General features: G+C 66.8%; 28 protein-coding genes and 3 pseudogenes. 11 read left to right on the forward strand and 20 right to left on the reverse strand.

Translation table 11 applies throughout. The annotated features are described in order from the left end of the window. Window positions 1–3: 3 nt before the first annotated feature. Window positions 4–1,122: a PheS-related mystery ligase SrmL gene (gene srmL / locus JOF43_RS21795; protein WP_209905222.1), complete on the reverse strand. Its 1,119-nt coding sequence runs from the start codon at window positions 1,120–1,122 to the stop codon at window positions 4–6. 246 nt (window positions 1,123–1,368) lie between these two features. On the opposite strand from srmL, the gene JOF43_RS21800 reads away from it, so the two are divergent. Next, entirely contained in the window at window positions 1,369–2,247 is an 879-nt protein-coding gene (locus JOF43_RS21800) for an arginase family protein (RefSeq protein ID WP_209905223.1), read from the forward strand. Window positions 2,248–2,290: 43 nt separating this feature from the next. Here the strand turns inward: JOF43_RS21800 and JOF43_RS21805 are convergent, their stop codons facing one another. After that, window positions 2,291–2,959 carry a response regulator gene (locus JOF43_RS21805; RefSeq protein ID WP_342592258.1) on the reverse strand — a complete coding sequence of 223 codons (669 nt, stop codon included), beginning with the start codon at window positions 2,957–2,959 and terminating at the stop codon, window positions 2,291–2,293. Then, a complete protein-coding gene (locus JOF43_RS21810) occupies window positions 2,956–4,086 on the reverse strand; it encodes a sensor histidine kinase (protein ID WP_209905224.1) in 1,131 nt (376 codons plus the stop codon). Before JOF43_RS21810 ends, JOF43_RS21805 begins: the two co-directional genes overlap by 4 nt. A gap of 205 nt (window positions 4,087–4,291) precedes the next feature. Between JOF43_RS21810 and JOF43_RS21815 the strand changes: the two genes are divergently transcribed. Genes JOF43_RS21815 through JOF43_RS21825 form a run of 3 tightly spaced genes read left to right on the forward strand, consistent with a single transcriptional unit; the run spans window position 4,292 to window position 6,693 of the window. Beyond that, on the forward strand, window positions 4,292–5,191 hold the full coding sequence (locus JOF43_RS21815) for an ABC transporter ATP-binding protein (RefSeq protein ID WP_209905225.1): 900 nt from the start codon (window positions 4,292–4,294) through the stop codon (window positions 5,189–5,191). Further along, window positions 5,188–5,940 carry an ABC transporter permease gene (locus tag JOF43_RS21820; protein WP_209905226.1) on the forward strand — a complete coding sequence of 251 codons (753 nt, stop codon included), beginning with the start codon at window positions 5,188–5,190 and terminating at the stop codon, window positions 5,938–5,940. Before JOF43_RS21815 ends, JOF43_RS21820 begins: the two co-directional genes overlap by 4 nt. 6 nt (window positions 5,941–5,946) lie before the next feature. After that, a complete protein-coding gene (locus JOF43_RS21825; protein ID WP_209905227.1) occupies window positions 5,947–6,693 on the forward strand; it encodes an ABC transporter permease in 747 nt (248 codons plus the stop codon). 96 nt (window positions 6,694–6,789) lie between these two features. Here the strand turns inward: JOF43_RS21825 and JOF43_RS21830 are convergent, their stop codons facing one another. From JOF43_RS21830 to JOF43_RS21840, 3 genes are all read right to left on the reverse strand, one after another. Further along, a complete protein-coding gene (locus tag JOF43_RS21830) occupies window positions 6,790–7,422 on the reverse strand; it encodes a hypothetical protein (RefSeq protein ID WP_209905228.1) in 633 nt (210 codons plus the stop codon). Window positions 7,423–7,430: 8 nt separating this feature from the next. Next, entirely contained in the window at window positions 7,431–7,979 is a 549-nt protein-coding gene (locus JOF43_RS21835) for a GrpB family protein (protein WP_209905229.1), read from the reverse strand. A gap of 774 nt (window positions 7,980–8,753) precedes the next feature. Further along, window positions 8,754–9,170 carry a DUF1772 domain-containing protein gene (locus JOF43_RS21840; RefSeq protein ID WP_209905230.1) on the reverse strand — a complete coding sequence of 139 codons (417 nt, stop codon included), beginning with the start codon at window positions 9,168–9,170 and terminating at the stop codon, window positions 8,754–8,756. Between the two features lie 152 nt (window positions 9,171–9,322). On the opposite strand from JOF43_RS21840, the gene JOF43_RS21845 reads away from it, so the two are divergent. Further along, window positions 9,323–9,748 carry a MerR family transcriptional regulator gene (locus JOF43_RS21845; RefSeq protein ID WP_209905231.1) on the forward strand — a complete coding sequence of 142 codons (426 nt, stop codon included), beginning with the start codon at window positions 9,323–9,325 and terminating at the stop codon, window positions 9,746–9,748. 116 nt (window positions 9,749–9,864) lie between these two features. On the opposite strand, the gene JOF43_RS23225 is transcribed toward JOF43_RS21845, so the two are convergent. Next, window positions 9,865–10,488 (reverse strand): phosphatase domain-containing protein, encoded by a 624-nt coding sequence (locus JOF43_RS23225; protein ID WP_342592259.1) that lies wholly within the window; start codon window positions 10,486–10,488, stop codon window positions 9,865–9,867. Beyond that, window positions 10,416–11,366, reverse strand: coding sequence for a LysR family transcriptional regulator (locus tag JOF43_RS21850; protein ID WP_209905232.1), 951 nt, complete (start codon window positions 11,364–11,366; stop codon window positions 10,416–10,418). The genes JOF43_RS23225 and JOF43_RS21850 overlap by 73 nt, the downstream gene beginning before the upstream one ends. 106 nt (window positions 11,367–11,472) lie before the next feature. Here JOF43_RS21850 and JOF43_RS21855 point away from each other — a divergent pair, with 106 nt between their 5' ends. After that, entirely contained in the window at window positions 11,473–12,900 is a 1,428-nt protein-coding gene (locus tag JOF43_RS21855) for an MFS transporter (protein WP_209905233.1), read from the forward strand. Between the two features lie 143 nt (window positions 12,901–13,043). Further along, window positions 13,044–13,574: a pyridoxamine 5'-phosphate oxidase family protein gene (locus JOF43_RS21860; RefSeq protein ID WP_209905234.1), complete on the forward strand. Its 531-nt coding sequence runs from the start codon at window positions 13,044–13,046 to the stop codon at window positions 13,572–13,574. A 131-nt stretch (window positions 13,575–13,705) separates the two neighbouring features. Here JOF43_RS21860 and JOF43_RS21865 read toward each other — a convergent pair whose 3' ends face one another. Continuing rightward, window positions 13,706–14,611 (reverse strand): arginase family protein, encoded by a 906-nt coding sequence (locus JOF43_RS21865; RefSeq protein WP_209905235.1) that lies wholly within the window; start codon window positions 14,609–14,611, stop codon window positions 13,706–13,708. Next, window positions 14,611–15,540, reverse strand: a complete 930-nt coding sequence (locus JOF43_RS22840) for an EamA family transporter (RefSeq protein ID WP_209905236.1) — start codon at window positions 15,538–15,540, stop codon at window positions 14,611–14,613. Before JOF43_RS22840 ends, JOF43_RS21865 begins: the two co-directional genes overlap by 1 nt. Window positions 15,541–15,643: 103 nt before the next feature. Here JOF43_RS22840 and JOF43_RS21875 point away from each other — a divergent pair, with 103 nt between their 5' ends. Continuing rightward, complete coding sequence (locus JOF43_RS21875; RefSeq protein ID WP_209905237.1) at window positions 15,644–16,561, forward strand: LysR family transcriptional regulator; 918 nt, start codon at window positions 15,644–15,646, stop codon at window positions 16,559–16,561. A 101-nt stretch (window positions 16,562–16,662) separates the two neighbouring features. Here the strand turns inward: JOF43_RS21875 and JOF43_RS23335 are convergent, their stop codons facing one another. The 4 genes and pseudogenes from JOF43_RS23335 to JOF43_RS21890 all read right to left on the reverse strand — a co-directional run bounded on the left by JOF43_RS23335 (window position 16,663) and on the right by JOF43_RS21890 (window position 18,527). Beyond that, the gene (locus JOF43_RS23335) at window positions 16,663–16,812 is read right to left on the reverse strand and encodes an SDR family oxidoreductase (protein ID WP_377782710.1); all 150 of its coding nucleotides are present in this window, start codon (window positions 16,810–16,812) and stop codon (window positions 16,663–16,665) included. Window positions 16,813–16,924: 112 nt separating this feature from the next. Beyond that, window positions 16,925–17,173: pseudogene (locus tag JOF43_RS23340) on the reverse strand (SDR family oxidoreductase); the annotation flags it as partial. Continuing rightward, window positions 17,110–18,129, reverse strand: a complete 1,020-nt coding sequence (locus tag JOF43_RS21885; protein ID WP_209905239.1) for a VapC50 family PIN domain-containing toxin — start codon at window positions 18,127–18,129, stop codon at window positions 17,110–17,112. The pseudogene JOF43_RS23340 and the gene JOF43_RS21885, both read right to left, overlap by 64 nt. Further along, the gene (locus JOF43_RS21890) at window positions 18,126–18,527 is read right to left on the reverse strand and encodes an excisionase family DNA-binding protein (protein WP_209905240.1); all 402 of its coding nucleotides are present in this window, start codon (window positions 18,525–18,527) and stop codon (window positions 18,126–18,128) included. Before JOF43_RS21890 ends, JOF43_RS21885 begins: the two co-directional genes overlap by 4 nt. 234 nt (window positions 18,528–18,761) lie before the next feature. Between JOF43_RS21890 and JOF43_RS21895 the strand changes: the two genes are divergently transcribed. Together JOF43_RS21895 and JOF43_RS21900 are read left to right on the forward strand one after the other, a co-directional pair. Continuing rightward, window positions 18,762–19,220: a GNAT family N-acetyltransferase gene (locus JOF43_RS21895; protein WP_209905241.1), complete on the forward strand. Its 459-nt coding sequence runs from the start codon at window positions 18,762–18,764 to the stop codon at window positions 19,218–19,220. A 47-nt stretch (window positions 19,221–19,267) separates the two neighbouring features. After that, window positions 19,268–19,699, forward strand: a pseudogene (locus JOF43_RS21900) (TrmH family RNA methyltransferase); the annotation flags it as partial. Window positions 19,700–19,712: 13 nt separating this feature from the next. On the opposite strand, the gene JOF43_RS21905 reads toward JOF43_RS21900, so the two are convergent. Further along, a complete protein-coding gene (locus tag JOF43_RS21905; protein ID WP_209905242.1) occupies window positions 19,713–20,471 on the reverse strand; it encodes a class I SAM-dependent methyltransferase in 759 nt (252 codons plus the stop codon). A gap of 212 nt (window positions 20,472–20,683) precedes the next feature. Between JOF43_RS21905 and JOF43_RS21910 the strand changes: the two genes are divergently transcribed. Continuing rightward, window positions 20,684–21,100, forward strand: a complete 417-nt coding sequence (locus tag JOF43_RS21910; protein WP_342592260.1) for a hemerythrin domain-containing protein — start codon at window positions 20,684–20,686, stop codon at window positions 21,098–21,100. A 20-nt stretch (window positions 21,101–21,120) separates the two neighbouring features. Here the strand turns inward: JOF43_RS21910 and JOF43_RS21915 are convergent, their stop codons facing one another. The 5 genes and pseudogenes from JOF43_RS21915 to JOF43_RS21940 form a co-directional block, all read right to left on the reverse strand. Further along, window positions 21,121–21,291, reverse strand: a complete 171-nt coding sequence (locus JOF43_RS21915; protein ID WP_245354654.1) for a hypothetical protein — start codon at window positions 21,289–21,291, stop codon at window positions 21,121–21,123. 440 nt (window positions 21,292–21,731) lie between these two features. Then, window positions 21,732–22,061, reverse strand: coding sequence for a metal-sensitive transcriptional regulator (locus tag JOF43_RS21920; RefSeq protein WP_245354655.1), 330 nt, complete (start codon window positions 22,059–22,061; stop codon window positions 21,732–21,734). Next, the gene (locus tag JOF43_RS21925) at window positions 22,036–24,216 is read right to left on the reverse strand and encodes a heavy metal translocating P-type ATPase (protein WP_245354922.1); all 2,181 of its coding nucleotides are present in this window, start codon (window positions 24,214–24,216) and stop codon (window positions 22,036–22,038) included. Before JOF43_RS21925 ends, JOF43_RS21920 begins: the two co-directional genes overlap by 26 nt. Before the next feature lie 66 nt (window positions 24,217–24,282). Continuing rightward, window positions 24,283–25,476, reverse strand: a pseudogene (locus JOF43_RS22845) (NAD(P)/FAD-dependent oxidoreductase). Window positions 25,477–25,549: 73 nt separating this feature from the next. Then, window positions 25,550–25,816, reverse strand: coding sequence for a hypothetical protein (locus JOF43_RS21940; RefSeq protein ID WP_245354656.1), 267 nt, complete (start codon window positions 25,814–25,816; stop codon window positions 25,550–25,552).

A 25,816-nucleotide genomic window follows, 5' to 3' on the forward strand; every position in this document is an offset into this window, starting at 1 on the left:
CCGTCAAATGAGTTCCATGACGGGGCCGTGGTGGACTGCGCGATAGATGGCATTGCGAATGGCGTTGGCGTCGGCCGAGGTCAGTGTCTGGTCGATCGGCCGCAAGATGATTCGCAGCAGCATATTGCTTTGGCCCGGTTGCAGACCAAGCCGTTCCCGTGCCGCTTCGGGAAGCTCGCCATACGAGGTGAGAGCGAGCAGCTCGACGGATTCGATGACCTCGGCATCGTCGCCCAGTGATGATCGAATGACATCGCCCAAGGTTTCCTCGTCGTCGTCATCCGGGACGACAACGGAGATATCCCGCCGTGCATGCGGCAACGGCGACACGTGCTCCCACGGACCCAGATGCTGCATCTGCGCGGCGATGCGGGGATCAGCCGCCCGTAGGTACCGGATGTCGGGAATGGACTTGCGCAGCATCAGCGCCCGCTCCAATCCCATGCCCAGCGCCAGCCCTGACCACCGCTGTGGGTCGAGTCCGGCGCTACGAAGAACACCGGGGTGGATGCGACCGCATTCGGCCAGTTCGAGCCATTCACCGTCGAGCCACAGGTCGATCTGGCGACCGCCGACGGTATACGGATGGACCGCATCGGTGACCTGCCACTCGGCACCGGGCAATACAGCCTCGACGAGACGGTCGATCATGTCGAGCATGTCGTCGTCGCTGGTGTCGGGCGTGTCCCGGATGCGCCAGAGGTCGACCTGATGCGGTTCGCCGACATGGCTGCGGTCGACGACGTCGCGACGGTAGACGAGGCCGGGAACGACCACCAGCTCGTCGATATCGGCATCGTGGGCGTATGATTCCAGAGCGCCGGGGATCTCTGCGCTCGTGTGGCTGCGCAGCATCGTCGTCGGGCTGAGGTAGCGGGTGTAGCGGCGGTCTCGAGTGACGTCGGTGGCGTCGTAGCCGAGCCGGTCGTAATTGTCCCTGACGGCGACAACAGGCGGGTTCCGCACGTATCGGGCGGTGCAGTGCCAGCGATTTTGCAGGGCAGACACGACCGAGGTCAGCAGCTGCTGGATCGCGTGCTCGCCCTGGGAAGGGTCAGTCAGATCCCGCAGAGCAAGGGCGCGCTGAATCTGGTCAGGTGTGAGGTAGTGAGAAGTAGGCATTGGGAGATCTCCTGAGTGAGGCGGACCGGTGAAGGATGGATCGCTTCCCCCGGCCGTGCCTACGGAGATCCGGCGACGTTAAAGGCGCATGTGAAGGACCCCGCGGCCGTCTTTCGGCCGGGGGTCAAGAAATCGCTGCTGCCAACTCACGCTCACCACCATATCAGCAGCTGAGGATCACAGTGTGGCCGTACAGTCCAGAAAGAGTGTCGTCGGCGCGACCCGATCCTCTACGATGAACTCATTATGCGATTGATCTGCTCGCCGTTCCACCTCGGCCGTGAAAATGTCGGTATGGGCCAAGGTCCTCGTCAATTTGTCGACCACGGTGCAGTGACCGTCCTTGAGGAGCTGGGGCTCCAGGTTGAGGTGCGCTGGGTCCAAAGGCCTGAGCGGTCGGCGAAGCTTGATCATGGGACCGGCAACGCGTTCGCCGTCCAAGTTGCGCTGGCTGCCGAGGTCGCGGACGCGATCGAGACAGGGCAGTCCCCGGTCGTCCTCGGTGGCAATTGCAGCACGATCCTCGGGGCGGTCGGCGGCATGCCGGCCTCGACCGGACTCGTGTTTTTCGACGCTCACGCCGACGCGAACACACCCGAGACTACGACCAGTGGCTTCCTCGACGGCATGCCGGTCGCCGTGGCGACGGGACGCTGCTGGCAGAACTTGGCCGGCCAGATCCCTGGATTCGCACCGCTGCCGGACGGGCGCGTTCTGTTGGTCGGGCAACGCTCCATCGACCCGGATGAACAGCGGCTCCTCGATGAGTCACAGATCGGCGTCGTCACTGCCACTCAGTTGGACGACGAGGTGCTCTTGGCCGGAGCCCTCGATCGATTGGGTGCCGAGGTGGAGGGCGTGCATCTGCATGTCGATCTCGACGTCATCGACTCGTCTGACGGGCTGGCTAACGAGCAGTGGGCCGAAGAGCCCGGGCCCAGCCTCTCCCAGCTCACCGCAGCCATCGGCCAGGTGGGGCAGCGGGTGCCGGTGCGCAGCGTGTCGCTGACCTCCTACAACCCCGACGTCGACACCGACGGCCGTGCCCTGCGGTCGGGGCTGACGATCTTTGGTGCTCTGGGTGCACTCGTTGCGGGCCGAAGATCAGGCACCAGCAACAGGTGACTCCAGAATCAGCGCCAATCCTCTCCTGACCTGGAACCGTCCGTCATTGTGCGGAGGCGATACCATTACGCAGCGCATAGAGGACGAGTTGGACACGGTCGCGGGAGTGAGTTTTGGCGAGGAGGTTGCCGATGTGGGTCTTGATGGTGGGCATCGACAGCCAGAGTCGATCGCAGATCTCCTGATTCGACAGCCCCCGCGCGATCAGCGTCAGGACCTCTGACTCTCTGGAGGTGAGATCGGCCGGTATCTGTTGTTCGGTGACAGAGCCCGAGCCGATACTGGGTGTGGGCCGGTTGCGGAAGGTCGAGAACAGACGCCGCGTTGGCCCGGGAGAGATCACGGAATCCCCGTGGTAGACGGTATGGATTGCCTCGATGAGTGTCTCCGGCGGTGTGTTCTTGAGCAGAAACCCCGCCGCGCCGGCTTCGATGGCCGTGAGGACGTATTCATCGGATTCGAATGTGGTCAGGATGATGATTCGGGCTCTGGTGTCCTCGTTGACGAGCTGCCGGATGGCGGTGAGCCCGTCGGTGCCCGGCATCTGGATGTCGAGCAGGAGGACATCGGGTTCTGTGTGGCGGTGTTGGCGAATCGCGTCGGCTCCGTCGACCGCCTGCCAAAGGACATGCAGGCCTTCTTGGGCGTCGAGGACCATGGCGAGCCCGGCGGTGAAGAGAGGGTCATCGTCGGCCAGGGCGATCGTGATCACGATCGGTTCCAGGGCAGGTGGACGTGGACTCTCCACACGCCGGTCGCGGCATCTGGTCCTGCATCGAACGCACTTCCGTACACGTGGGCACGTTCGGCCATGCCGATCAAGCCGTGCCCCTGACGTCCACCATCGGCTGCGGGGCTCGTGGCGGGGTTGATCACCGTCATGTCGAGGCTGCCGGCATCAATGGCCAGGCGGACGGTGATCGGGGACCGACCGTGCCTGATGGCGTTGGTCAGGCTTTCTTGAGCAATGCGATAAGCGGCCAGGCTGACGCGGCTGGGAACGGCATCGACGTCGCCGTCGACCTGCAGCTTGATCATCGTCTTCGGGGTCTGGAGGGTGGTGACGAGATCGGCGAGGTTCCGCAGGGTCGGGTCCGGGCGAGGGGAGACGTCCTCGTCCTCGGTGCGCAGGACGTCGATGACGTCGCGGACATCGTCGACGGCCGTGCGGCTAAGGACGGCGATGTCGTGAAGCGCCCGATCTGCCCGGGCCGTGTCGGAGGTGAGGATGTACCGGGCACCTTCGGCCTGGGCGGCGATCGCGTTGAGGGAATGGCCGAGGATATCGTGCATCTCTCGGGCGACACGGTGGCGTTCCTCGAAGGCGGCCAGTCGTCGTTCGGTGTCCAGTTGTCCTTCCAGGACCGCGGCGCGTTCGACCGCCAGCTCGTAGCGCGTGCGACGGTGACGCCGCAGCATGCCGAGAGTCGCGGCAAGGGAGATCGCCACACTGACAGACGCGACCGCGAAGGCCCGTGTCTGCCAATCGTCGCTCAGTGCGGTCGAGTCCAACATGGCCGCCAGCCCACCGGCATAGATCGCTGCCAGGAAGCCCCAGCGCCACGGTGGCACGAGCTGGGTCTGCGTCGTGTAAGCGGCTACGAGACAGGCGAGACCGGCGACGACGCTGGGGACGTCGAAGACCAGGAGGTGGACCAGCAGAAGCACCGCGAGGACCGTCAGCGCGGTGCGCGGCACCCGGCGGCGGAACCCGATGGCCAGGGACGCACCGATGACGATGAGGACGTATCCAATCGACTGCCCGGCCGACAACGGGATCGGTGGCCAGGCGAGAAGACCGACCGCGCACAGGATGAGACCGACGGCGACATCTGTCATTCCCGAGCGTGTCACGATGTCGGGAAGCCTCGTGACGACACGCTCGGGTGGAGATTTCATAACTTTCCACGATACCGGTCGGCTCGACGGGCTGGCTCCTACCACGGTATGAAGTCGCGGCCGGGCATGGTTCAGACCCCGGTATGTTCAGTCACCCCGCCGGGACGGGGATCGTTGGGGGTATGACGTTTGAAGCGAGGCGCTGATGAGCGCCGCAGTGACCACCCACCACCTGACCAAGACCTTCACCAACCACACAGCCGTCGACTCTCTCGACCTGCACGTGCCCGAGGGTGCGATCTACGGGTTCCTCGGCCCCAACGGGTCGGGCAAGTCCACGACCATGAAAATGCTGCTGGGCCTGACCCGGCCCACCGAGGGCGAGATCGAGCTGTTCGGCCAGCCGCTGACCCCAGCGTCCCGCACGAAGCTGTTGCCGTCGATCGGGTCGATGATCGAGGCACCACCGGGCTACGGCCACCTGACCGGGGCCGAAAACCTGCGCATCGTCCAGGACATGCTCGGCCTGCCGACCGCTCAGGTCAAACGGGCCCTGACCACGGTGAGGCTGAACGCGCACAAGGACAAGCTGGTGCGCAACTACTCCCTGGGCATGAAGCAGCGCCTGGGCATCGCCATGGCACTGGCCCGTGACCCGTCACTGCTCGTACTCGACGAGCCGACGAACGGCCTCGACCCCGCCGGCATCGAGGAAATCCGCGACCTGCTGGTCGACCTGACCGGGCAGGGCATCACCGTCATGGTCTCCAGCCACCTCCTCGACGAGATCGACAAGATGGCCAGCGTCATCGGCATCCTCGCCAACGGATCACTGATCTTCCAAGGCGCGCGCGAAGAACTCTTCGAACATTCGATCCCGGACCTGATCATCGAGACACCCGAGCCCGCAGCGGCCCTCGACCTGGGGATCACGGCGACGCGCGGGCCCGAGGGCCTGCGGGTCTCGGGTCTGGACCCGGACCAGACCGCCGACCTGGTCTACCGGCTTGCCGCGGCCCGGGTTCCGATCCATCAGGTCCGTCGCGTCCAGCAGAGCCTCGAAGATGTCTTCATGGACCTCACCGGACGCGAGGGCCTGCTGTGATACGCGCAATTCGGTTGGAGTTTCGCAAGATGCGGCGTCTGCGCACGATCCCGGTCGTGGCCGCGCTCGTCGTTGCCGTCGCGCTCATCAGCAGCGTCTGGCAGTTCTCCAGCAGCACCCAGACCACGTTCGATGATCCCAGTCAGGTGCCGTGGGCGGCGTTTCTGCTGACCTACACGCTCATGGCCGCGATGACCTCACCCCTGCTGACCGCCGTCATCGCCAGCCGACAAACCGACATCGAACACACCGGAGCCGGCTGGACGCTCGCCGCGACCGCCGGCTACACCCCAGGACACCTGTGCCGGGCCAAACTCGCAGCCCTCGCGATCATTCTCTTGCCTGCTACGGCAGTGCAAACGACACTCGTGATCGGCGCAGGCCTGATCGCTGGCATGCCGGCACCGACCGACCTCGGTCCATGGGTCGGCTACACGATCTGGCTGTATCTGATCAACACGGCCTTCTGCGGACTGCATATCTGGCTCGCCGCCGCCGTCGAGAACCAGCTCATCAGTGTCGGCATCGGCATGCTCGGCGCGTTCCTCGCCGTGTTCAGCCTATTCCTGCCAGCGGCCGTGACCCACGTGATCCCCTGGGGCTACTACGCCGTGATCACCCACATCACCCAGAACGGCGACGAGGCCGCCTACGCCACCCCGTCCTACGTCTGGCCGGTGGCGTTCCTCATTATCGCTGCCGCCGCGTTCGTGGCCGGCACCCGCCGCTTGAACCGCATCGAAAGGTAACCACCTGTGTTCCGTGCCGAATTGATCAAACTCAAACGCTCCACGACCTGGCTGATCGCTCTCGTCCTGCCCCTGCTGGCGGTGACCACCGGGGCGATCAATGTCGCCAACAATGCCGAGACTCTCGACTCCGGGTGGGAATCACTGACCTCCCAGGCCGTGCTGTTCTATGGGCTGCTGTTCTTCTCGATGGGCATTGCAATCATTGCCGCCACCGCCTGGCGGGCCGAACACCGCGGCACCAACTGGAACCTGCTGCTGACGACCACCACCGGACCCATCACACTCGTTGTGGCCAAGATCGCTGTGATCGCCGTGCCCGTGGCGTTCATGCAGGTCGTGCTGGTCGCTGCCACGCTGTTTTCCGGTGCGTTCATTCTGCGTTTGGATGGAGCCATCCCGTGGGAGTTCACCCTCGCCGGTCTCCTGGCTATCGTCGCCGCGTTGCCGCTGATCGCGGCCCAGTCGCTGCTGTCGATGCTGCTGAAATCCTTCGGCGCACCGATTGCGATCTGTCTCGTCGGCTGCGTCGCCGCAGTACCGGCCATCACCTCAGCCGCACTGCGCCCGCTGAGCTTCCTGGTACCTCAGGCGATCAACACGCGCACGCTGAACCTCGGCTCGGTCGCCGTTGTGAACTCTGGTTCCCTCACTGCCGCCGACGTCCTACCGATCCTTGCCGCAGCACTTGGTCTCACGGTGATCATCGCTGCCGTCTCCGTCGCCGCTCTGCGCACCATCAAACTCCGGTAACGCCGAACCGGCTCCAGGCGATTACGCACCATCGCTGGATCAGTGCAGGGAAGCTGCGAGAGGCGAATCCCCGTGCAGCGGCGCAGTGAGGCCTCCCTATGGGTCGATCGCGGCGAGGTACGCGGCTCCCCGAGGCGCGATCTGGTAGCCGACCTGGAGGCTGCGGGTGAGGCCGAGGTTCTTGAGCTTGCGGATGTCGAGCTTGAGGCCCTCTTTGTCGCGCCCGAGTGCCTCGGCGAGGTCGCGTGCTGGTCGCCCGGGGCAGACCACGATCTGGTGCAGCGTGGCGTGCGTCCACGCGCCGTGGCTGCTGCGCTTGTCCAGGCTGGCCAGCCGCCGGCCGATCTGGTCGACTTGCTCGTGGGAGAGCGTGCTCTCGGCGCTCAGGGCGTCTCGGGGATCCGGACCGTGCCAGTGCACGGCGATCCTGTAGAGGGTCTGATCGCTGGACCCACGCAAGGAGGACAGCAACTCGGTCGGTGACCCGGCACCGGAGGCCGTCGCGTCGGCGACGCTGATCTCCGAGGGGTCGATCGCAGTGACCGAGTCGATGGCGACCACACCGGCGACCGTCCGCAGGGTGTCGCCGGCGGCGACGTCGGGATGCTGCCAGCGCCGGAACACGAGGCTGATTGTCCCGTCGGAGATGCCACGGGCGGCATCGTTGCTGAGGAGCATATTTTCATTGTCTCCGACAACCGGCGTCGCATCCAGTCGTCCGGCCTCCAAGAAGGTCATTACTCCTGGCCAGGGCTCGACTGATTGTCGAGGACCATGCGGACGAAGTCAGCCTTCCCCTCTGTGTACGCCTCACGGTCGGTGGCATGCTCGATGGCCAACGTCCGTTTCAGCTCCGCGTAGCGGCGCACGAGCGCCGGGTCGGCGCGCAGCGCATCGCGGAACGCCACCTGCTCGGCCCAGCGCGGGCTGCTGGCCGGCAGCAGGTGCAGGTGCGCCGTGCGGTGGTCGTCGACCACCTGGACCAGGAAGCGACGCCACGGCCTTGCGTCGAGGTCGGCAGGGACAAGGTGCCAGCCAGCAGGGGACAGGCCTTGCGCTATGGCGTCGGCGCAGCTGAGATCGACCACGGCGGCCTGCACGTCGATGATCGGCTTGGCCGCCAGGCCGGGCACGGCGGTCGAGCCGACGTGCTGAGTCGGGACGACCAGCCAGCGGGAGAGCACGTCATCCAGCTCCCGGCACAGCTGCGCCCCGCGTCGCTGCCATCCCTCCTCGGGCGGTCGAACACGCACCTGCTCGGTCGCCCACGTCGGCCACTCGCTCATGAGTCCATCGTCTCATTCGCCGATCCTTATTGGCAGGGTCGGTAAGATCAGTACATGCCTCATCGGTCCGAGTGCCTGATCTGTTCGTCAGAGACACCGAGTGACGTCATCGCCGAAGGCACGCACTGCTGGGTCACCGCGCCTCAACATGGCCCCTTGCCCGGATACGTTTGTATCGTGTTCAAGAAGCACGCTGTCGAGCCGTTCGATCTTCCGCTGGAACAGCAGGCAGCGTTCTGGTTCGATGTCTGTGCCGATCGGGCATGTCCGTCGTCCGCAAGCGGATCCTCTTACGGCACAACGAGTGCAGAGATACGGGGCCTGCCGACGTTTAATCGGCGCGATCAGAACTTGTGCGCGTGGCTCGGGCGCTCCGCTTCACCCGGGGGACGACCTTGACCATCAGGACGTGCCCTATAGTAGCGGCCAGCAGCATCCAACTCAGGCCTCCGTGCCAGGCCCTATCCGCGGGGACGCCCAGACCTCGGGCGACTCCGCTGACCACAGTCCCCAGAGCGAGCAAGAGGACTACCGCAGCCAGGACGGTGCTCATCCTGCGCCAGATATCGCGCCGGGCTCTGATCGTCGGCCGTCTTCGCAGGGGACGGTTTCGAGTGGCCAGGTGCCAGATCGTGGCCCCAGCCCAGCAACCTCCCATCACCAGGTGCAGCGCAGATAAGCCGACAACCAGTACCGACGCGAGCAGTAACCCAGCGACCGGCAGCTCGGCCCACCACCACGAACTCGCTCGGCTCCTTACCTTCGGTGCCATGACTAGCTCTCGCGGCTGCTCTGCCAGGCGAGGGCGAGGAAGGCGACCAGGTGGCACATAAACCGGCCCAGATGACCGAATTCCCACCGGTCTCGCAGAGCGATGACATCGAGAGGCACCTCATCGCCGTACCGCAGCGTCGCCCTGTTGGTCTCAGCAACCAGGCTGAAGAACAGCACCGGGTTCGCCAGAAGTAGTGCGCAGCTGCTGGTCAACGATTGACGCCGGGAATCGGGGTCCATCACCGCCAGTGCCGGAACAGCCAGCAATGCGATGCCTTCGGCGTGGCCGGCCCGACCGAACCAGGGCCGATACAGCGTCCGCGACAAGTTCCACCACTGTGCTGTTTCCATCCGCCGCTTGGCCGGCAGCTCCAGGGCGTGAGCCATCGACAGCCCGAGCGTCACCGCGGAGGACACCAGCGCCACCGTACGAAGAGCCGGCCGGTGGCGGGCCACCAGGGGTGCAACGACTGGCGATACGACGACCAGTGTGGACAAGAGTGCGCGTGTTACAGGTTTCATGTGGTCCAGCCTGGACGGTGAACCCGGGTTCAGGGCAAGGTGGGTGCATGCAGTTTTCCACTGGTGAAGCCGCCGCCCGGGCCGGCGTCGCATCCTCGGCACTGCGGTACTGGGAAAGGCAGGGCCTGGTAGCGCCAGCGCGGCACGGTGGGCAGCGGCGCTACGGCCGAGCCGAGATGCGGCGTATCGCTCTGTTGAAGCTGGCTGGAACACTCGGCTTCCGGCTGACGGCGGCCGCGACCGTCCTCGACGCGTCACCTCGGCAACGCCGCCACGCTGCCGAGGAAGAGATTCAACGACTCGACCACCTCATCGAAAACGCCCGCGGCGCGCGAGAACTCCTGGCATCGGCACGAGACTGCCCCGAGAGCCACCAGGCCTCAGCGTGCCCGTCCATGCAAGGCGCACTCGACCTGCTCCTCGACGGGGTCGATCCCACGATCCTGCGCGACCTCGACCAACCCGGGCGGTGACCGTCGGGCGATGCCGCCCGCGTTCACAGGTCCCATCGTGCCCTGACCGCCCCCGTGAGCGAAACCGCACCTCTGCTCAACCATCGGGGCCACCGCCTTGCGCACGTCCCGCTCCTCTATGGCGCAGTGAAACGGGCGACGTATCGGCGCTGCCACGGAGTCTCGACCGCCCGTGGGTCGTAGTATTTGCGAACGTACGTTACGGCTTCACGAGCGGGCACGCCGTCGAGCACCGCCAGGCAGGCGAGTGCGGTGCCGGTCCGACCGCAGCCGCCACCGCAGGCGACTTCCACGCGCTCTGCGCGAGCACGATGCCACGCTTCGTGCAGTGCGTTTTGGGCGTCGCCGCGGTCGACGGGCAACCGAAAGTCCGGCCATCGGACCCACCGCACTTCCCATGGCACGGGCTGCGGCTGCTGGTTGAGCAGGTAGAGCCCGAAGTCCGGGACACTGTCATCGGGCCTCAGGTGTCGCAGGCTGCGCCCACGGACGAGCCGACCTGAGGGAAGGACAAGGACTCCAGACTCCGAGGCGTTCCACCCATTCACGATCGCCAGACTACCGGTGACGGCGCGAGACGCCTGTGCCAGTAGACGATTCGGTTGCGGAATAAACCCAGGAACGCCACGCTCCGAGCGTGGAGGGTGCGCTGAGCACGGCTGAAGTGTCAGCAGACGCCGGGTCGTTCCTGACTTGTCTCCTCGACATGCGGGGCTTCGGAGCCCGTGACGGCGTCGCACAGGGCAGTGATCGCTGCGGCGATGCGGGGGTTGTCGCGCGAGCCGCGGCGTAGTGCGAGCAGAATCCTGCGTCGGGGTATCTGGCTGCCGGCGAGAGGGATCTGGACCACCTTCGGGTGGGAGACGGACATGGCGATCCGGGGGACGGCGGAGATGCCGAGGCCGGCGGCGACCATGGCGGTGGTGGCGGTGAGTTCCTGGGCGTAGTGGGCCACGCGCGGGGCGTAGCCGATGGCGCGGGTCGCGGCCAGCAGTTCGATGTAGGCGTCTTGATGCGCGTGGCCGGAGATCCATTCCTCGTCTGCCGCGTCGTCCAGGCTGATCTGGTCGCTGTGGGCGAACCGGTGGTCTTCGGGCACGAGCAGGTCGATCGGGTCGTCGAGCAGGCTGATCACCTCGATGTGGCTGTCGGTGACGTGGCTGGTGGACTCGCCGGCCACGAACAGCCCGAGATCGATGGTGCCGGATTCCAGCGCGGTCAGGGTCTCGCGGGAGAAGATCTCCTTGATGACCGGCTGCAGCAGGCGGTGGCGTGCTCTCAACCGCACAACAGCGGGGGTCAGCAGCGAGGAGATCGCAGTGGGAAACCCGCCGAGGACCACCGGGCCGCAGAGCTGCCGGGCAGCGGCGGTGGTGTCGCTCAGCGCGGTCTCCCACTGCGCATTGAGTGCGCGGGCGTGGGTGACCAGGCGCTGCCCGGCCGGGGTCAGCCGGACACGGCGGCCGTGACGTTCGAGCAGATCGACGTCCAGCTCGGTCGCGAGTTCCTTGAGCTGCTTGGAGACACCCGAGGGGCTGCGGTAGAGCGCTTCGGCGGCTGCGGTGACGGTGCCGTACTCGCACACGGCGATCAGCAGGTTGAGCCGCGTATCTATCATGCACTCATGGTGCACGATTCCGGTGAAAAACGGAACCTAGACGTCGGTGATCGGTGGTCTCCAGACTGGAGATATCCCTGATCCCGACCTCTGGATGGCACTGACAATGAAGGATGCGAGACGACCCACGCTGAACCGGACCCTTCTGGGTGTGCTGGCCGTGTTCGGCACCGTGATGCTGGTCGGTGGCACGGACATGACCAAGGTGACCGTGGCCCTGCCGACGCTGAATGAGGCGCTGTCCCTGGGGTCCGTGCAGTCGCTGTGGGTCGCCGATATCTACGCACTGGCCGCGGGGGTGGTGCTGGTTCCGGCCGCAGTGGTCGCCGACCGCTACGGTCGCAAACGCCTCTACCTGCTCGGCCTGGGTGTGGCGATCGTCAGCGCTATTCTCGCAGGGCTCGCGCCGACCGGGGCGGTGCTGATCGCCGCGCGGGTCGGGCAGGGCATCGGCTCGGCACTGCTGATCGCCGGCACCGTCGCCATCATCCGCGTGACCTTTCCCGGGCTTCAGCTTCGGGCGCTGGCCTACGGCGTCTGGACCGCGGGCTTCAGCACCGGCTCTGCGCTGGGGCCTCTGCTCGGCGGAGGGCTCGTGGACTTCGCGCAGTGGCAGTGGGTGTTCTGGATCAACGTGCCGATCCTGCTGGTCTGCCTCATCGCCGCCTGGATGATCCTGCCGGAGTCGACGAACCCGGACCCTCCGAGCCTGGACGCGCTCAGCGCGGGCCTGTCTGCCGCGGCAGTCGGCCTGCTCATCGCCGGATTGAAAGCACTCACTCAGCCCGGCGTGCCCTCGTGGCTGACCTGGGTGGCGGCCGGTGTGGGTACCGTGGCCGCGGTGCTGTTCGTCATCCGGCAGCTGCGCCTGCCGCGGCCCTTCCTCGATGTGCGCCTGTTCGCCGATCGTCTGCTGGCCGTCTCGGCTGTGGTGATCGCGGTGACCCTGGGCGTGTTCAATGGGACGCTGTATCTGCTGACCCTGCGCTACCAGGTCGTCGACGGGCTCTCGGCCGTCGACGCCGGGATCGCACTCATCCCGCTGGCCGCCGCGATGGCAGTCGGGGGACTGCTCGGGCCTCTGCTGCAGCGGCGGTTGACTCAGAAGCACGTCATCGTCGGCGGGCTGGCCCTGACTGCTGTCGGGTCTCTCGTGCTGGCCAGCCCGTCTGGAACAGGCCACCTGGCGGGTATGATCACGCTCGGGTTCGGCTCCGGGATCGTCATGGCTATCGGTGCCAACGCCGTGATGAGCACCGCCGCGGAGGACCGCACCGCCGATGCCGGAGCGATCCAGGAGAGCGCCTTCGCCCTCGGCTCAGGGACCGGCATCGCCGTCCTCGGAGTCGCAGCCATCCATCTCGGCACCTCCATCGGTGGCAGTCCCTCCGTGGAGGCCGTCTACGGACCCGGAACCGAGACTACCCTGGGCCTGACCGCGTTCTTCTACGCGCTCTTCACCATCGCAGCCAGCCTCATCATCCTCAGCACCACCAGACGTCAGCACAGCAGGACACATTTGAGAGCCCTATAGCAGCAAAGCATGATCGCGGTGTCGACGCACGCTCGAGAACCCCTCGAGGCTCAACTCGGGAGCGCGCCCATGCGGACACCATAAGGAGTTCACTCAGAGCTACGTTGCGTATCGTTGACAACAATTTTCAGGGGGAGAGAACCATGAAAATCATCGCCGAAGAAGCGAACTTCGACGCGGAGGCTGCAGACGCAGAGTCGCTCTTGGAGGAAGTGCTCGCGCTGCCCTTGTTCGCGCACCTGGCGACCGCATCGAAGGAGGGACCTCGTGATTCGCCTCTGTGGTTCCTTTGGGAAGCCGGATCGATCTGGACCCTCGGCAACTACGACGGTGACTCGTTCCCACGTCGGGTCGAAGCCGATGGACGCTGCGCAGTCGGCATCGTCGACTTCGACGTCGCTACCGGCCGGGTTCTGCATGTCGGGTTCCGAGGACACGCAGTCCTCACCCCGCAGGAACCAGGCCGCGTTCGCCGGCTCCTGCGTCGCTACCTCGGTCCCGACGAATCCGGCTGGGATTCGCGCTTCACCGGAATCCTCGGCGACGAGAGCTGGGTTCTCCTGCGGTTCGATCCCGTCACCGCTGTCGTTCGAGACCAGTCCTACCAACTCGGCGCACCACAACCGAGAGGAACCGGGCCGGAGGTTGCGACAGGCCGACCCGTGCCCCGGTAGGAGGGTGAGGCGATCGCGGCCCTCCGCGATTGACTCGCAGGATGTTCCTTCGCCAGTTGCGCCCCTTGACGGTTGACCCCTCAACGGACCTGTCTTGTGTGCATGCTAATGCGTGATTCTCCAGAGCGTGGCTACCGGCGCGGGGCCAGCGCCCTGGCCAGTGCAGCGATGAAGCGGGGGAGGGCCTCGGGGTCGGCGGCGGCGTGGACGGGGTTGAGTTCGCCGACCGACAGTGCCCGGCAGTCCGGGTCGCCCCAGAGACGCGCCAGGGCCTGCTCGAGTTGCTCGATCGTTGGCCCGCTGTTGCGCCCATTGACGTTCTCAGCGAGGGGCGCGTCGATGAAGTCGATGACGTCGACGTCGACGTGCACGGCGAACGGACCAGGCCGGAGGGCCTCCCTCGCTGCGACCGCGGCCCGAGCCGGTGCCTGCACCAGTTCGTCCTGCGGCACGACGTGCAGGCCGAGTCGCTCGACCTGCGTGCGTTCCCAGTCGGTGGCCTGGGTCTCGTCCACGCCGAGGAAGGCCAGCCGGGAGGGTCGCAGCAGCGGGCCGGGGCCGAGGGCGTCGACCAGTTCGGGGACGGCCCCGTCCAGGTCCAGCGCGTGGGCCAGGCCCATCCAGTCCAGGGCTCCCTCGGTGGTGCTGTCGGGGGTGTTGAGGTCGAAGTGGCGGTCGATGTAGACCAGACCTGGTGCAGCCCCGGCGCATCGCAGCCCGTTGCAGGTCCCGAGGGCGGTCGTGCAGTTTCCGCCCATCACGAGCAGCCGCTCATCTGAAGTGCCGAGCAGGTCAGTGGCGGCGGTGGTGAGTTCGTGCACCGACTGCACGACCTCGGGTAGGTTCTGGGCAAAGGGCCGGTCGCGGTCGGGTTTCCACGTCTGCTCGGTCAGGTCGCCGTGGTCGCGGACGTTATTGCCGGCGTCGGTGAGTGCCTCGATCAGCCCGGCCGCTCTCAGTGCCGCTGGCGCTTGCTCCTGGCCGGGTGAGTAGCTGCCGGCGCTGCTGGGCACGCCGATTACGTTGAGTACTGTCATCAAGTCTCCGTTTCGGTTTCCTGCGCGGCACGGTGTCTAGTGTGCCCGGTCGCTTCCTCGGCCGGCCGACGCTGCGGCCGACGAGTCAATAGTCCATTCTCCCCACCCCTCCGGTCGGTGGCTGGCGACTTCCGGCGTCGGTGGCCGACGACGGTGCCGGCGCTGGCAGCGCCGACGCAGACGAGTGCCAGCCACTGCAAGGCGTCCAGGTGCTCGGCCAGGATGAGCGTGCCAGCAAGTCCGGCTGCGGCGGGCTCGAGACTCTGGAGGATCCCGACGATCCGCGGCGGGATGCGGCGCAGGGCCACCAGCTCGAGCGAGTAAGGCAGGACCACGGCCATGACGGCCACGACCAGCCCGATTGCCAGCACACGGGAGTCGAGCAGTGCGGCCCCGCTTTCGGCGACGCCGATTGGCACGGTCAGCACGGCGGCCCAGGTGACCGCCCACACCAGAGGCGCAGCTGCCGCCATGTGAGCTCCGGCTCGTCTGCTCAACAACAGATACGCAGCCATCGCCGCCCCGGAGGCCAGGGCCAAAAGGATGCCTGGCAGCGCGTAGTGCGCTCCGGCCGGGGAGTGGAACAGCCAGACACCGAGGCCGGCGAGGGCGGCGAACCCGGCATCGAGTAGTCGACGAGCGGTGAGCAGGGCTAGCGTGATGGGCCCGAGCAGCTGCAGCGACGTCGCCAACCCCAGGGGCAGATACTGCATCGCCGGATAGATCAGATTCATCCCCGCGATCGCGGTGCCGAAACCGAGCACCAGGACCACGTTCGCCCGACCGCGCGGCAGGGCCGGGCGGAAGATCAGCAACAGGACGAGCGATGCCAGACCGAGCCTCAGGGCGACCACGCCGCCGGGCCCGACAGGCCCGAAGAGGCTCTTGCCGATCGCCTGGCCGAACTGGACGCTGAGCACGCTGTACACCACCAGCAAAGGAGCGGGAAACCTGGTCATACATCAAGGGTGCGCATTGAAGTTCGTGTAGGTCCAGCGATCTTTCGTGAAGTAAATCGTCTAGTATTGCTACATGATCGATCTCCGCAGATTGCAGGCACTGGTTGCGGTGGCCGAGTACGGGACGGTCACGGCGGCGGCGAAAGCTCTTAGCTTCACGCCCTCCGCCGTGTCCCAGCAGATCGGCCAGCTCGCTCAAGATCTCGACGCCGAGCTGCTAGAGCGTCAGGGAAGACGCGTCCACCTCACGCCTGCCGCGCACGCTCTGCTTGCCCACGCGTCGACCATCCAGGCTCAATGGGAACAGGCCAAGGCGGAACTGGCTGCCACCACCGGGTTAGTCCACGGAACCCTGCGCATCTGTGGAGTCTCCTCGGCGATCGCGGCACTGGCCGCCCCGGCCACCAACCAATTGCAATTGCAGCACCCCAATCTGCACGTCCTGCTCCGAGAAGAAGAGAGCGCCGCCTGCTACCAGTTGCTGCTCACCGATGAGTCTGACATCGCTCTGGTCCTGCCGACCATGGACGCGCCGGACCCGACCGACGCCCGATTCGAACAGCAGGCCGTGCTCACCGACCCGCAGGACCTCCTCGTCCCCGAAAGCCACGCACTGGCGCAGACCGGGGGAGTGGACCTCGCCGACGCCGCCGAAGAATCCTGGATCGTCAAGCGCCACGACAACGACAGCTACACGCTGCTATCCGTGGCGTGCGCTGCCGCTGGGTTCACGCCGCACATTGCGCATGAAGCCAAGGAGTGGTATGCAGTCTCCTCCCTCGTCGCCGCAGGACTCGGCGTGTGCCTGCTCCCGCGCATCGTGCCCCTTCCCGCCTCACATCCTGTCGTCCGCGTGCCGCTGACGGGCCGGTCGGCTCCCGCCCGCCGGATCCTGACGAGCGTCCGACGCGGCAGCGCGGACCACCCCGCAATCGCCGCAGGACTCTCCGCACTTCACGACGTCGCTGACAACGACCGGCGGTCTCACTGACTTCCCGAAATGTGATGCCGGGCGGCATCGCTTTCATCGGGTCGCCATCGCGGCTTGAGGGGTCCGCATTGAGCAACGGTGGTTCTGAGCGACTACGTCTCTTAGGGATCGGGTCCGCGATCCGCTCGGCCGCCGTCGACAGGCACCACAGTGCCAGTGGGGAAACTGGCGGCGTCGGACAGCAGGTACGCGACTGTTTCGGCGACTTCGTCGCCCCGGCCGACCCGGCCCAGGGGATGCAGCGCGGCCATCTGCTGCTCTGTCTGCGCCGCCAGGTCGGGTCCCTGCGGCGAGGTGGGTGTCGTAGTGTTCGGTGCGGATGGAGCCCAGCGCGACGGCGTTTACCCGGACTCCGGCGGCACCGTGGTCGACGGCGGCTGCCCGGGTGAGACCCTCGATCGCGGCTTTGGCGGTGGCGTAGGGGGGCGTGCCCCGCACGGCCCGCTGCGCCTGATGGCTGGAGACGTTCACAATCGCCCCGCCCTCGCCGACGGCGAGAAAGCGGCCGGCAGCGACCGTGCAGGCTCGGCGGCAGCGGCATCCCTGATCTATGCGTCGCCAACAATGTCCCTGGCGGCCAGGAGCGCCGGGCCCAGACCCCACACACGCCACGTACCGTCGTCGAGCCTGACCAGCGTGAGAAATGTGACAGTCGTCGCGTAGGCGGCGAACGCCTGCGCGGTGGTGGCGACCTCGGGGATGAAGCGCATGAAGGCGATCCGGTCCGGTTCGTCGACGGCGGGGATCACTCTTGACGCGAGCGACTTGTCGGCGAGCATGTCGATGGCCCACTGGTAGTCGCCCCAGGCGCTGGGTGCGAAGGTGAGCTCGCGCGCTGTCTCGGTTTCTGCATCGAGCACGGTCCACCACTGGAGGGCGATCTGCGCGGGGTCGGTCAGGTCGCCGGCTTCGCCGAACGCGGCCACGGCCTCGTCCTGGTCGGCGCTCACGAGCGCGGTGATCGGCGAGGAGGGCTCGTCGGGGCTCTCGTCGCGGGAGCGGATTTGATCGGCGGCCAGGTTGGCGAGGATCGGCACCGTTCCGGTCAGTGATGCGAGGAAGTCCGTGGCCGTCTGCGCTGGGTTCCTCAGGTCGGCGCTGCCCCGGCGCAGGGCCTCGACGACCCCGACGGGGTCCTCGGCGAGCAGGCCGGTCAGGAACGTGTCCGGGTGGATGGCATCGACCTGCCAGCCGCTCGTCGAATCCGGCGGGAAGTCCTTGAGGTTGAACGTCACGAGCGTGTCGGCTTCAGCACGCACGGCGGCCGCGAGCACGTGACGGTCCTTCGGGTCACAGGTCATGTCCGCGATCAGATGGTCAAAGTCGTCGACGAGCGCGGCTTCCCCGAAGGCATCACGCATCGTGCTCACGCGGTGGGCAGCCTTCTCTTCGCTGATGCCGAGCTTCGGGAGGTTGCGCTGGACCTCGTCGAGGATACGGTCCGACCAGAGCAGCTCGAAGATCCCCGCTTCGGATAGCCACAGCAACGTCGTCGCCAGTCTGATCGGCACCAGTGCGCACGCATCGAGAACGGCGACTCGGATGCTCCCCGCTGCTGCGTCGCTCACCGGGTCTCGATCACCCGGTCGGCGGGTGTGTCCTCGGTGACGTCGCCGGCGAGCTTGGCCATCGCCGAGCGCCTCCGCGTCTGGGTAACCGCCTGGTAACGAGCCAGCTCTGCCACCGGGATCCGCCGGTGCACGGCGCTGGTCTCCGCTCGCATCTCGCCACGGTCGACCAACCGCACCACGGTCATTCGACTGACGCCGAGCAGCGCGGCCGCCTGGCTCGTGGAGATCGTCGCCTCGGCCGGGAACACGACCGCGTCGTCGCTGGACTCGAGCACGTCGACCAGCCGGGCGAACGCCGCGCGGGCGCTGTCCGTGACCTCCGGCGCGGCGCGTAGCGCCTCGTCCACCGCATCGCGCAGCTGCGATGCCTTGTCATGCGTGATTGCTCCAGCCATGTTCTCATTCTACGCCATCAAACGCTCAAAACGCACGGGGATAATGCCGTGCGAACTTCGTTGGGACCGTCGAGCCCGCAGTCAGCGAGGCGGTCCATCAGCGCGTGCAGCGCGGTCGCAGCGGGCCGGACACACGGCGCGGGTCATCGCTGCTCCTCCGGGCCTGGGCAGAGAGGATCTCCGGAGTGCGCTTCGTGGTTGGTTCGGCAGCGAGCAGCCTGCGAGGATAGCCACATGCAAGATGAACAAGCTCTTGAAATCCGCGCTTCTCGTGGCCCTGTCGAGTATCCGACCCTCGTTGAAATATGGCGCAGCGCCGTGCGCGCGACGCACGACTTTCTCGAAGAGTCTGACTTCGACCGGATCGAGAGTAATCTTGCATCGGCCTATTTGCCTGCCGTGAGCCTGATCGTCGCCGAACGAGCCGGAGGGCCGGTCGGCTTCGCCGGGATCGTTGAAGGAAATCTTGAAATGCTTTTCGTGACCGACGAGGCGCGTGGAGGGGGGGGGATCGGTACGAAGCTGCTCAATGAGGCCATCACCGAATTCGGAGTGACCAGAGTCGACGTGAATGAACAGAATTCCGGAGCCTGCGGCTTCTACCTCAGTCGAGGATTCGAGCAGGTGGGGCGCGATGAGCTCGATGGAGATGGGCGACCGTATCCGACCCTCCATCTGGAACTCAGCAAGTAGCAGTGGCAGGTGCCCCCATCGGCAGAGCGCGTAGTTTAGAACACCCGACCAATGTGGGCGCCGTGTTCCGCTCCGCCGCGGCGCTCGGCGTCGACGCGGTGCTGGTGACGCCGCAGTGCGCCGACCCGCTCTACCGCCGCTCGATCCGGGTGTCGATGGGCACCGTCTTCCAGGTGCCCTGGACGCGGATGGAGGCGTGGCCGCGCGACGGGGCGGGACTGCTGCACGAGGCCGGTTTCGACCTGCTCGCCCTCGCCCTCACCGACGAGGCGATCGCCCTCGACCAGGCCGATCTGGGCCCGGACCGGAAGGTCGCTCTGGTGCTCGGCGCGGAGGGACACGGCCTCAAGCCTGCGACGCTGCGGGCGGTCGACGAGCACGTGGTGATCCCCATGGCCGGGGGAGTGGACTCGCTGAACGTGGCCGCAGCCAGCGCGGTCGTGTTCTGGCAGCGTCGGGCGATGCTGGCCACGAGCTGAGGTCGCCACCTCCTCACACGGTCCCCGCCCCCGGGCGCCGGGCGAGGAGGCTCAGAGCGTTCGGCAGCCGCCCGTCCCAGGCCGCGGCCGGGGCCTCCTCGTCGGGCATCCAGAACGGATCGGGGTGCTCGGCCAGGTGCAGCAGCTCGAATCCCGCAGTGAGCACCGTCATCACGAGCTGCGCGAGAGTGCGCTGATGCTCGGTCGCACCGCGGGCCGGGAAGGTGTCGTTGACGTGGTGTGCTGCGAAGTAGCTGCGGTCCGGCCGCACCCGCGCCTCGTCGGCCTCCCAGGACCACAACGGCACCAGAGGATGGGACTCGTAGACGAACAGGTGGCCACCGGGGCGGAGCAGGCGGTGCATCTCAGCTGCCCAGGCCTCGAGATCGGCCATCCAGATCAGCGCGCCCTTGCCGGTGTACACGAGGTCCGCAGAGCTCGCGGGAACGTCGGTGCCGGGCAGCTCGGCGACCATGTATCGGCACGGCACGGCGAGGTCATCGGCGCGGCGCTGGGCAGCCCCGACCGCCGTGGGGCTGTAGTCCAGGCCCAGCGCGGAGCGTGCCCCGAGGCGGATCAGGGCGTGGTCGTCGATCCCGTGTCCGCTCTGCGGATGCACCACCTCCGCGCCGCCGATCAACGGCTCCAGCAGCTCCTCCTCGATCGGCAGCAGCCGCGCCGCGCGCGCCTGCGCGAGATGCTCGTCGTACTCGCGCACATGCTTCGCGGAGGCCTCGTCCCAGGCACGGCGGGTGCTTTCGTAGGTGCTCACCGCCCGAGACTCGCACCGACGGGTCCCGGCGTCCAGGGAGTTTCCGCCGTCTGCTATCTTGCTGGGCAGCGTCGCGTGCCGGTGGCAGACCGTGCCAGGCATGGAGGCGCCGAACCGAAGGAGGCCGACGATGATGACGTCGCACCCTTCGTCCTCGCGTGTCTGAGCGCGAGACGACCAGGCTCATCGCTTGGAGCCAAGAACTGCGCCGCGTGCACACCCGATTGCGCGAGGCCCTCCGCGTCACCCGGGAGGCGCTCGCCTCGGGTGATTCGCCCGGGCATGCCACCCGTGACCTGCTTCTGTACTGTCACGGCTTCTGCACAGCGTTGAACGCCCACCACGCCGGTGAGGACCGAACCCTGTTCCCCGCGATCGAAGCGGCGCATCCGGGCCTCGCGCCGGTGCTACGCGCCCTCGAGCAGGATCACTCCATGCTCGGCCACCTCCTGGCAGGGCTCCAGGACGCCGCTGATCGTGCTGCCACGGCCGACGAGCTCGACGCCCACGTCGAAGGGATCGCCGCGCTCATGGAGAACCACTTCCGGTACGAGGAACGCCAGCTGCTCACCGTCCTGGAGGGCTTGGACCTCGAGGCCGACCCGGGCGAGACGCTGGGGCCGCTGTGAAACCGACGGCCGCTTCCCGGTCAGAGCGTGATCTGCAGCTTCACGTCCGTCGGGCGGCCTTCGAGGAAGCGCTCGAAGGCCTGCACCGAGTCGTCGAAGGCGAAGGTCTCGGACACAAAGCGGCCGAGGTCCACGGCATCGGTGGCGGCGAGGTCGATGGCCTTCTGGTAGACGTTCGCGTAGCGAAACACTAAGAGCGACCTGCCTTCACTATGACCTGCACGGTCTTGGAACTTGTGACAGCTAAATAGCCATTGAAATGCCTTGTGGATAACGTACGTCACACGGAGGCGACCGCGCTTTGGACTCAAGCATATGCCGGGACAGACCGCCAACACAGGTCGACAGGGCAGTGGGAATCGCGCGGCATCGCCTCGAGCTCGCGTGGACGCCGAGCCCTCGGGCCGGGGTCTCCGGACACTCCCTGCGCGCCGGACACGCGATATCGGCCGCCGAATAGGGGATCGACCCGGTGACGGCCTCCCGCACCACCAGGAACCGCCTGCTGGACTTGCTCTCACGGTACGTGCGCCCCGCCCACGCCCTCGAAGACTCCACTGCGGGCAAGATCGGTCTGTAGCCGCACTGCGGCCCGGCTTACCAGAAAGCGTGAGCGGTTCTCGGGATCACGTCACGACTTGACGAGGCGCCGTACTGCGTCCGAAGCCTCCTTCAGCTTCTTCTCGGCCTCGTCTCCGCCTTCGCGAGCGGCATCGAGGACGCAGTGACGGAGGTGATCGTCGAGCAGGCCCAACGCAACATTCTCCAGCGCGCTGTTCAGGGCTGAGATCTGGGTGAGGATGTCGATGCAGTAGACGTCCTCGTCGACCATGCGGGAGATCCCGCGGGCTTGCCCTTCGATGCGCTTGAGACGGTTAAGGTAGCGAGGCTTGTCCTGAATGTAGCCGTGAGGTCCGCTGTGGCAATCCTGGCCTTCAGCGGACTCGGGGACTGTGTTCATGAGTGATTCCATTCGGTGAGGGAGGGTCGTGGCGAGCTCGCACGGCGGCGACGGTCGTCTCCGGACGCAGGTCGAGCCGCCGAAGGAGCTGCGCGTTCAAGGCGACGACCACGGTGGACAGGGACATGAGGATCGCGCCGACGGACATCGGTAGCACGAACCCGATCGGGGCGAGGATCCCGGCTGCGAGCGGCACGGAGATCAGGTTGTAGCCGGCTGCCCACCACAAATTCTGCTTCATCTTCCGATACGCGGCGCGGGAGAGCTCGATCACCGACAGCACTGAGCGGGGATCGGAGCTGGCCAGCACCACGCCGGCGGAGGCGATCGCGACGTCGGTGCCGGCACCGATGGCGATGCCGACATCGGCCTGGGCGAGGCCGGGGGCGTCGTTGACACCGTCGCCGACCATAGCGACCTTCTTGCCCTCCTTCTGGAGTTGGGCGACCTTTGAGGACTTGTCCTCGGGTCGCACCCCGGCGAAGATGCGGTCGATGCCGAGCTCGCGGCCGACGCTGTTCGCCACCGCCTCGGCGTCACCGGTGATCATCACGACCTCGACCCCCAGGCTGTGCAGGGCATCGACGGCCTCGCGAGATTCGGGGCGCACCTCGTCGGAGAGCTTGAGCCCGCCGATGACCTCGCCATCCCGCAGTACGTGGAGGATGATCGCACCCTCCTCGCGCCAGGACGCGGCCTCCTCGATCTCGCCTGCGCCGGTCTCCTCGAGCAGGCGGGGCCCACCCACGCGGATCAGATGGCCATCGACCTGGGCGCTCACGCCCAGAGCCGGGGTGGAACTGATGTCGGTCCCGGAGGGAACCCGCACGCCGTCGGCCTGAGCCTTGCTGACGATGGCGCGCGCCAGTGGGTGCTCGCTCTCTGCCTCGGCCGCAGCCGCCAATGCCAACACCTCCGCGGCCTCCGCGTGGCGAGGAATGACCTCGGCGAGCACTGGCTCACCCTTGGTGAGGGTGCCGGTCTTGTCGAACAGGACCGCGTCCACCGTGCGCATGGCCTCCAGAGCCAGGCGATCCTTCACCAGCACGCCACCTCGGGCAGCGCGCTCCGTGGCGATGGAGACGACCAGAGGGATCGCGAGTCCCAGGGCGTGGGGGCAGGCGATCACCAGCACAGTCACCGTGCGCACCACGGCGGCATCGGGCATCCCGAGCACCGACCAGACGATTGCGGTGATCACCGCAGCGCCGAGAGCGAACCAGAACAGCCAGGCAGCGGCCGTGTCCGCGATCCGCTGGGCACGGGACGTAGAGTTCTGCGCCTCGGTCACCAGGCGCTGAATGCCAGCCAGAGCGGTGTCGTCACCGATCGCGGTGACCTCGATGCGCAGGCTGGAGTCCGTGGCGACCGTGCCCGCCACGACGGAATCTCCGGTGGAACGCCCCACTGGGCGGGACTCGCCGGTGACCATGGACTCGTCCACATCGGCGCGGCCTTCGCGGATCGTGCCGTCGGCCGGGACGCTGGCCCCGGGGCGGACGAGGACGAAGTCACCTCGCCGCAGCTCGGTGGGCGAGATGCTCACGAGCTCGTCCCCTTCGATGCGTTCTGCCATGTCGGGGAGCAATGCGGCCAGGGAGTCGAGCGCGGACGTGGTCTGGGCGAGGGAACGCATCTCGACCCAGTGCCCCAGCAGCATGATCACGATCAGCAGGGCGAGCTCCCACCAGAACTCGAGCTGGTGGTCGAGGATTCCGAGGGTCGCCCCCCAGGAGGCGAAGAACGCCACCGTGATCGCCAGAGCGATCAGCAGCATCATCCCGGGCTGACGAGAGCGGATCTCGGAGACGGCACCGGTGAGGAACGGGCGACCACCCCAGACGTACATGACGGTGCCGAGGACCGGGGCGATCCCTATCGCGCCGGGGACATCGGGAACGTTGTACCCGAGCAGCATCGCGAACATTGGCGAGAACACGACAACTGGGACCGCGATGATCAGGTTGATCCAGAAAAGCCGCCGGAACTGCCCGACGTGGTCTCCATGACCGGAATGGCCACCATGTCCTGAGTGACCCTCGTGGCCTGAGTGGTCCTCGTGAGATGCATGGTCGTTATTCGCGTCGGATGCGTCGTGCTCAGCAATGCCGGTGTGGGCATCATGAGGCGTGGAGGATGGATTAGCGTGCTGCATCCCGGGCTCTCCGTGGTCGTGACGGTGGGGGTGGTTGCCAGCGTTCATGCATACGACCGTATACCCCTAGGGGGTATTTGTCGAGAGGTTGGATTCCGCTGGGAGCATCGGTGCAGTTGAGGTGTGGAGGTGCGGCACGAGAGCCACCACGTCGGGGCCGGCGTCCAAGCCGCTTACTCCAACGAGCTGGCCCGCTCGCCCGTGCGTGAGGACGAGGGGGCTGGTAGAGAAGGCGCGTGTAGTCCCGAATCGGCCTGTATGTCCAGCAGCGATGTACAGGTGCTGGTGGATCTGTGCGCTGTAGAGGGCGCGGGGTCGGTAGGGGCCGGGGCCGTCGGCGAGCCCGAGCGAGGCCAGGGCGCTGCGTGCGGCGTGCGCGCCCTGTGCCTCGGCGTCGCTCCAATGATCGATGCGCCAGGTCGTGCCGTCAGTCTCGTGGACCGCGACGCCTCCTGCGGCGTAGACGTTTTCGTGGTCTCGGCTGCGCAGCCGAGAATTGACAGCGATCGCTCCGCCCCAGGGGGAGGGGGATAGCGTGCGCGTTCCGAGGGCGGTGATGGCCAGGTCTGCGGCGATGTCACGGCCGTCGGTGAACTCGGCGTGCAACTCGCTCTCGACGAGCTCAAGGCGCGTCAGCGCGTGACCGAAATGCGTGTCGACAACGACCCGATGTGCCTAGGAAAGTTGTCCTGCGACCTGGGCGCCGAAGGCGGTGGCCCCAGGGATGGGCGAAGAGGCGGCGAGTGTGACCCTGCATCCAGCGTCGCTGAGGATTCCCGCGGTCTCGGCTCCGATGAACCCTGTCCCGTAGATGAGGACCCTTGGGGAGGGCGTGCGGTCGAGGACGGCGCACACACGGAGCGCATCGTCCAGGGAGTGCAGGTGCGTCACCCGTTCGCTCTCCAGGGCGGCAGGGTCGGTGATACCCGGAGGTAGGTCGCGTGGCGCGCTTCCCGCAGTGACGATCAGCGCGTCATAGTCCACGCGGGCTCCAGAGCGCAGGTGAACGGTCTGCTCTAGGGGGTCCACCGCCTGGACGCGATCCCGGACTGGCGGAGCGGGCAGTGCTGGCAGATAATCCTGATGGGGTTCGAGGAGGCTAGTGGCGACAGCCTTGTTGACCAGGGCGCGGTTATACGGGGTGGTTTCCGTATCGATGATCGCGATTGTCGTGATCCCCTCGTGCTGGGCAAGCTCCCGGACCGCGGCCGCCCCCGCAGCTCCTGCACCGATGACGAGAACGTGTGCCGTGTCGGGCATTGCCGAGCTCCGATCTATATGGGGGAGGGGGCGCGCTGCTTGGCAGTGGCCCCCTCCCGCTGAGCGGTGGTGCTCAGGCGGCGACGTACTTCTGCGGATCGGCGTCGAACAGAGGGACGCACCCGGTGCAGCACAGCCAGTAACGGGTACCTTCGTAGTCGCGGAACAGACCCGCGGACTCGGCGACGCTCTTGACGACGGTCCGGCCCTCCATCACAGGGCAGGTGGCCATGTCGTTCTCCCCGGGGCCCATGAGGTTCGGGCGCCCCTCGGACTCCACAGGAGCGTGGGAGGTATGGCCGCCGCAGCAGCTGGAGTTCTGATCGGTGGTGTCGTTCAT

The organism is Brachybacterium sacelli (assembly GCF_017876545.1).
Taxonomy (GTDB): Bacteria; Actinomycetota; Actinomycetes; order Actinomycetales; family Dermabacteraceae; genus Brachybacterium; species Brachybacterium sacelli.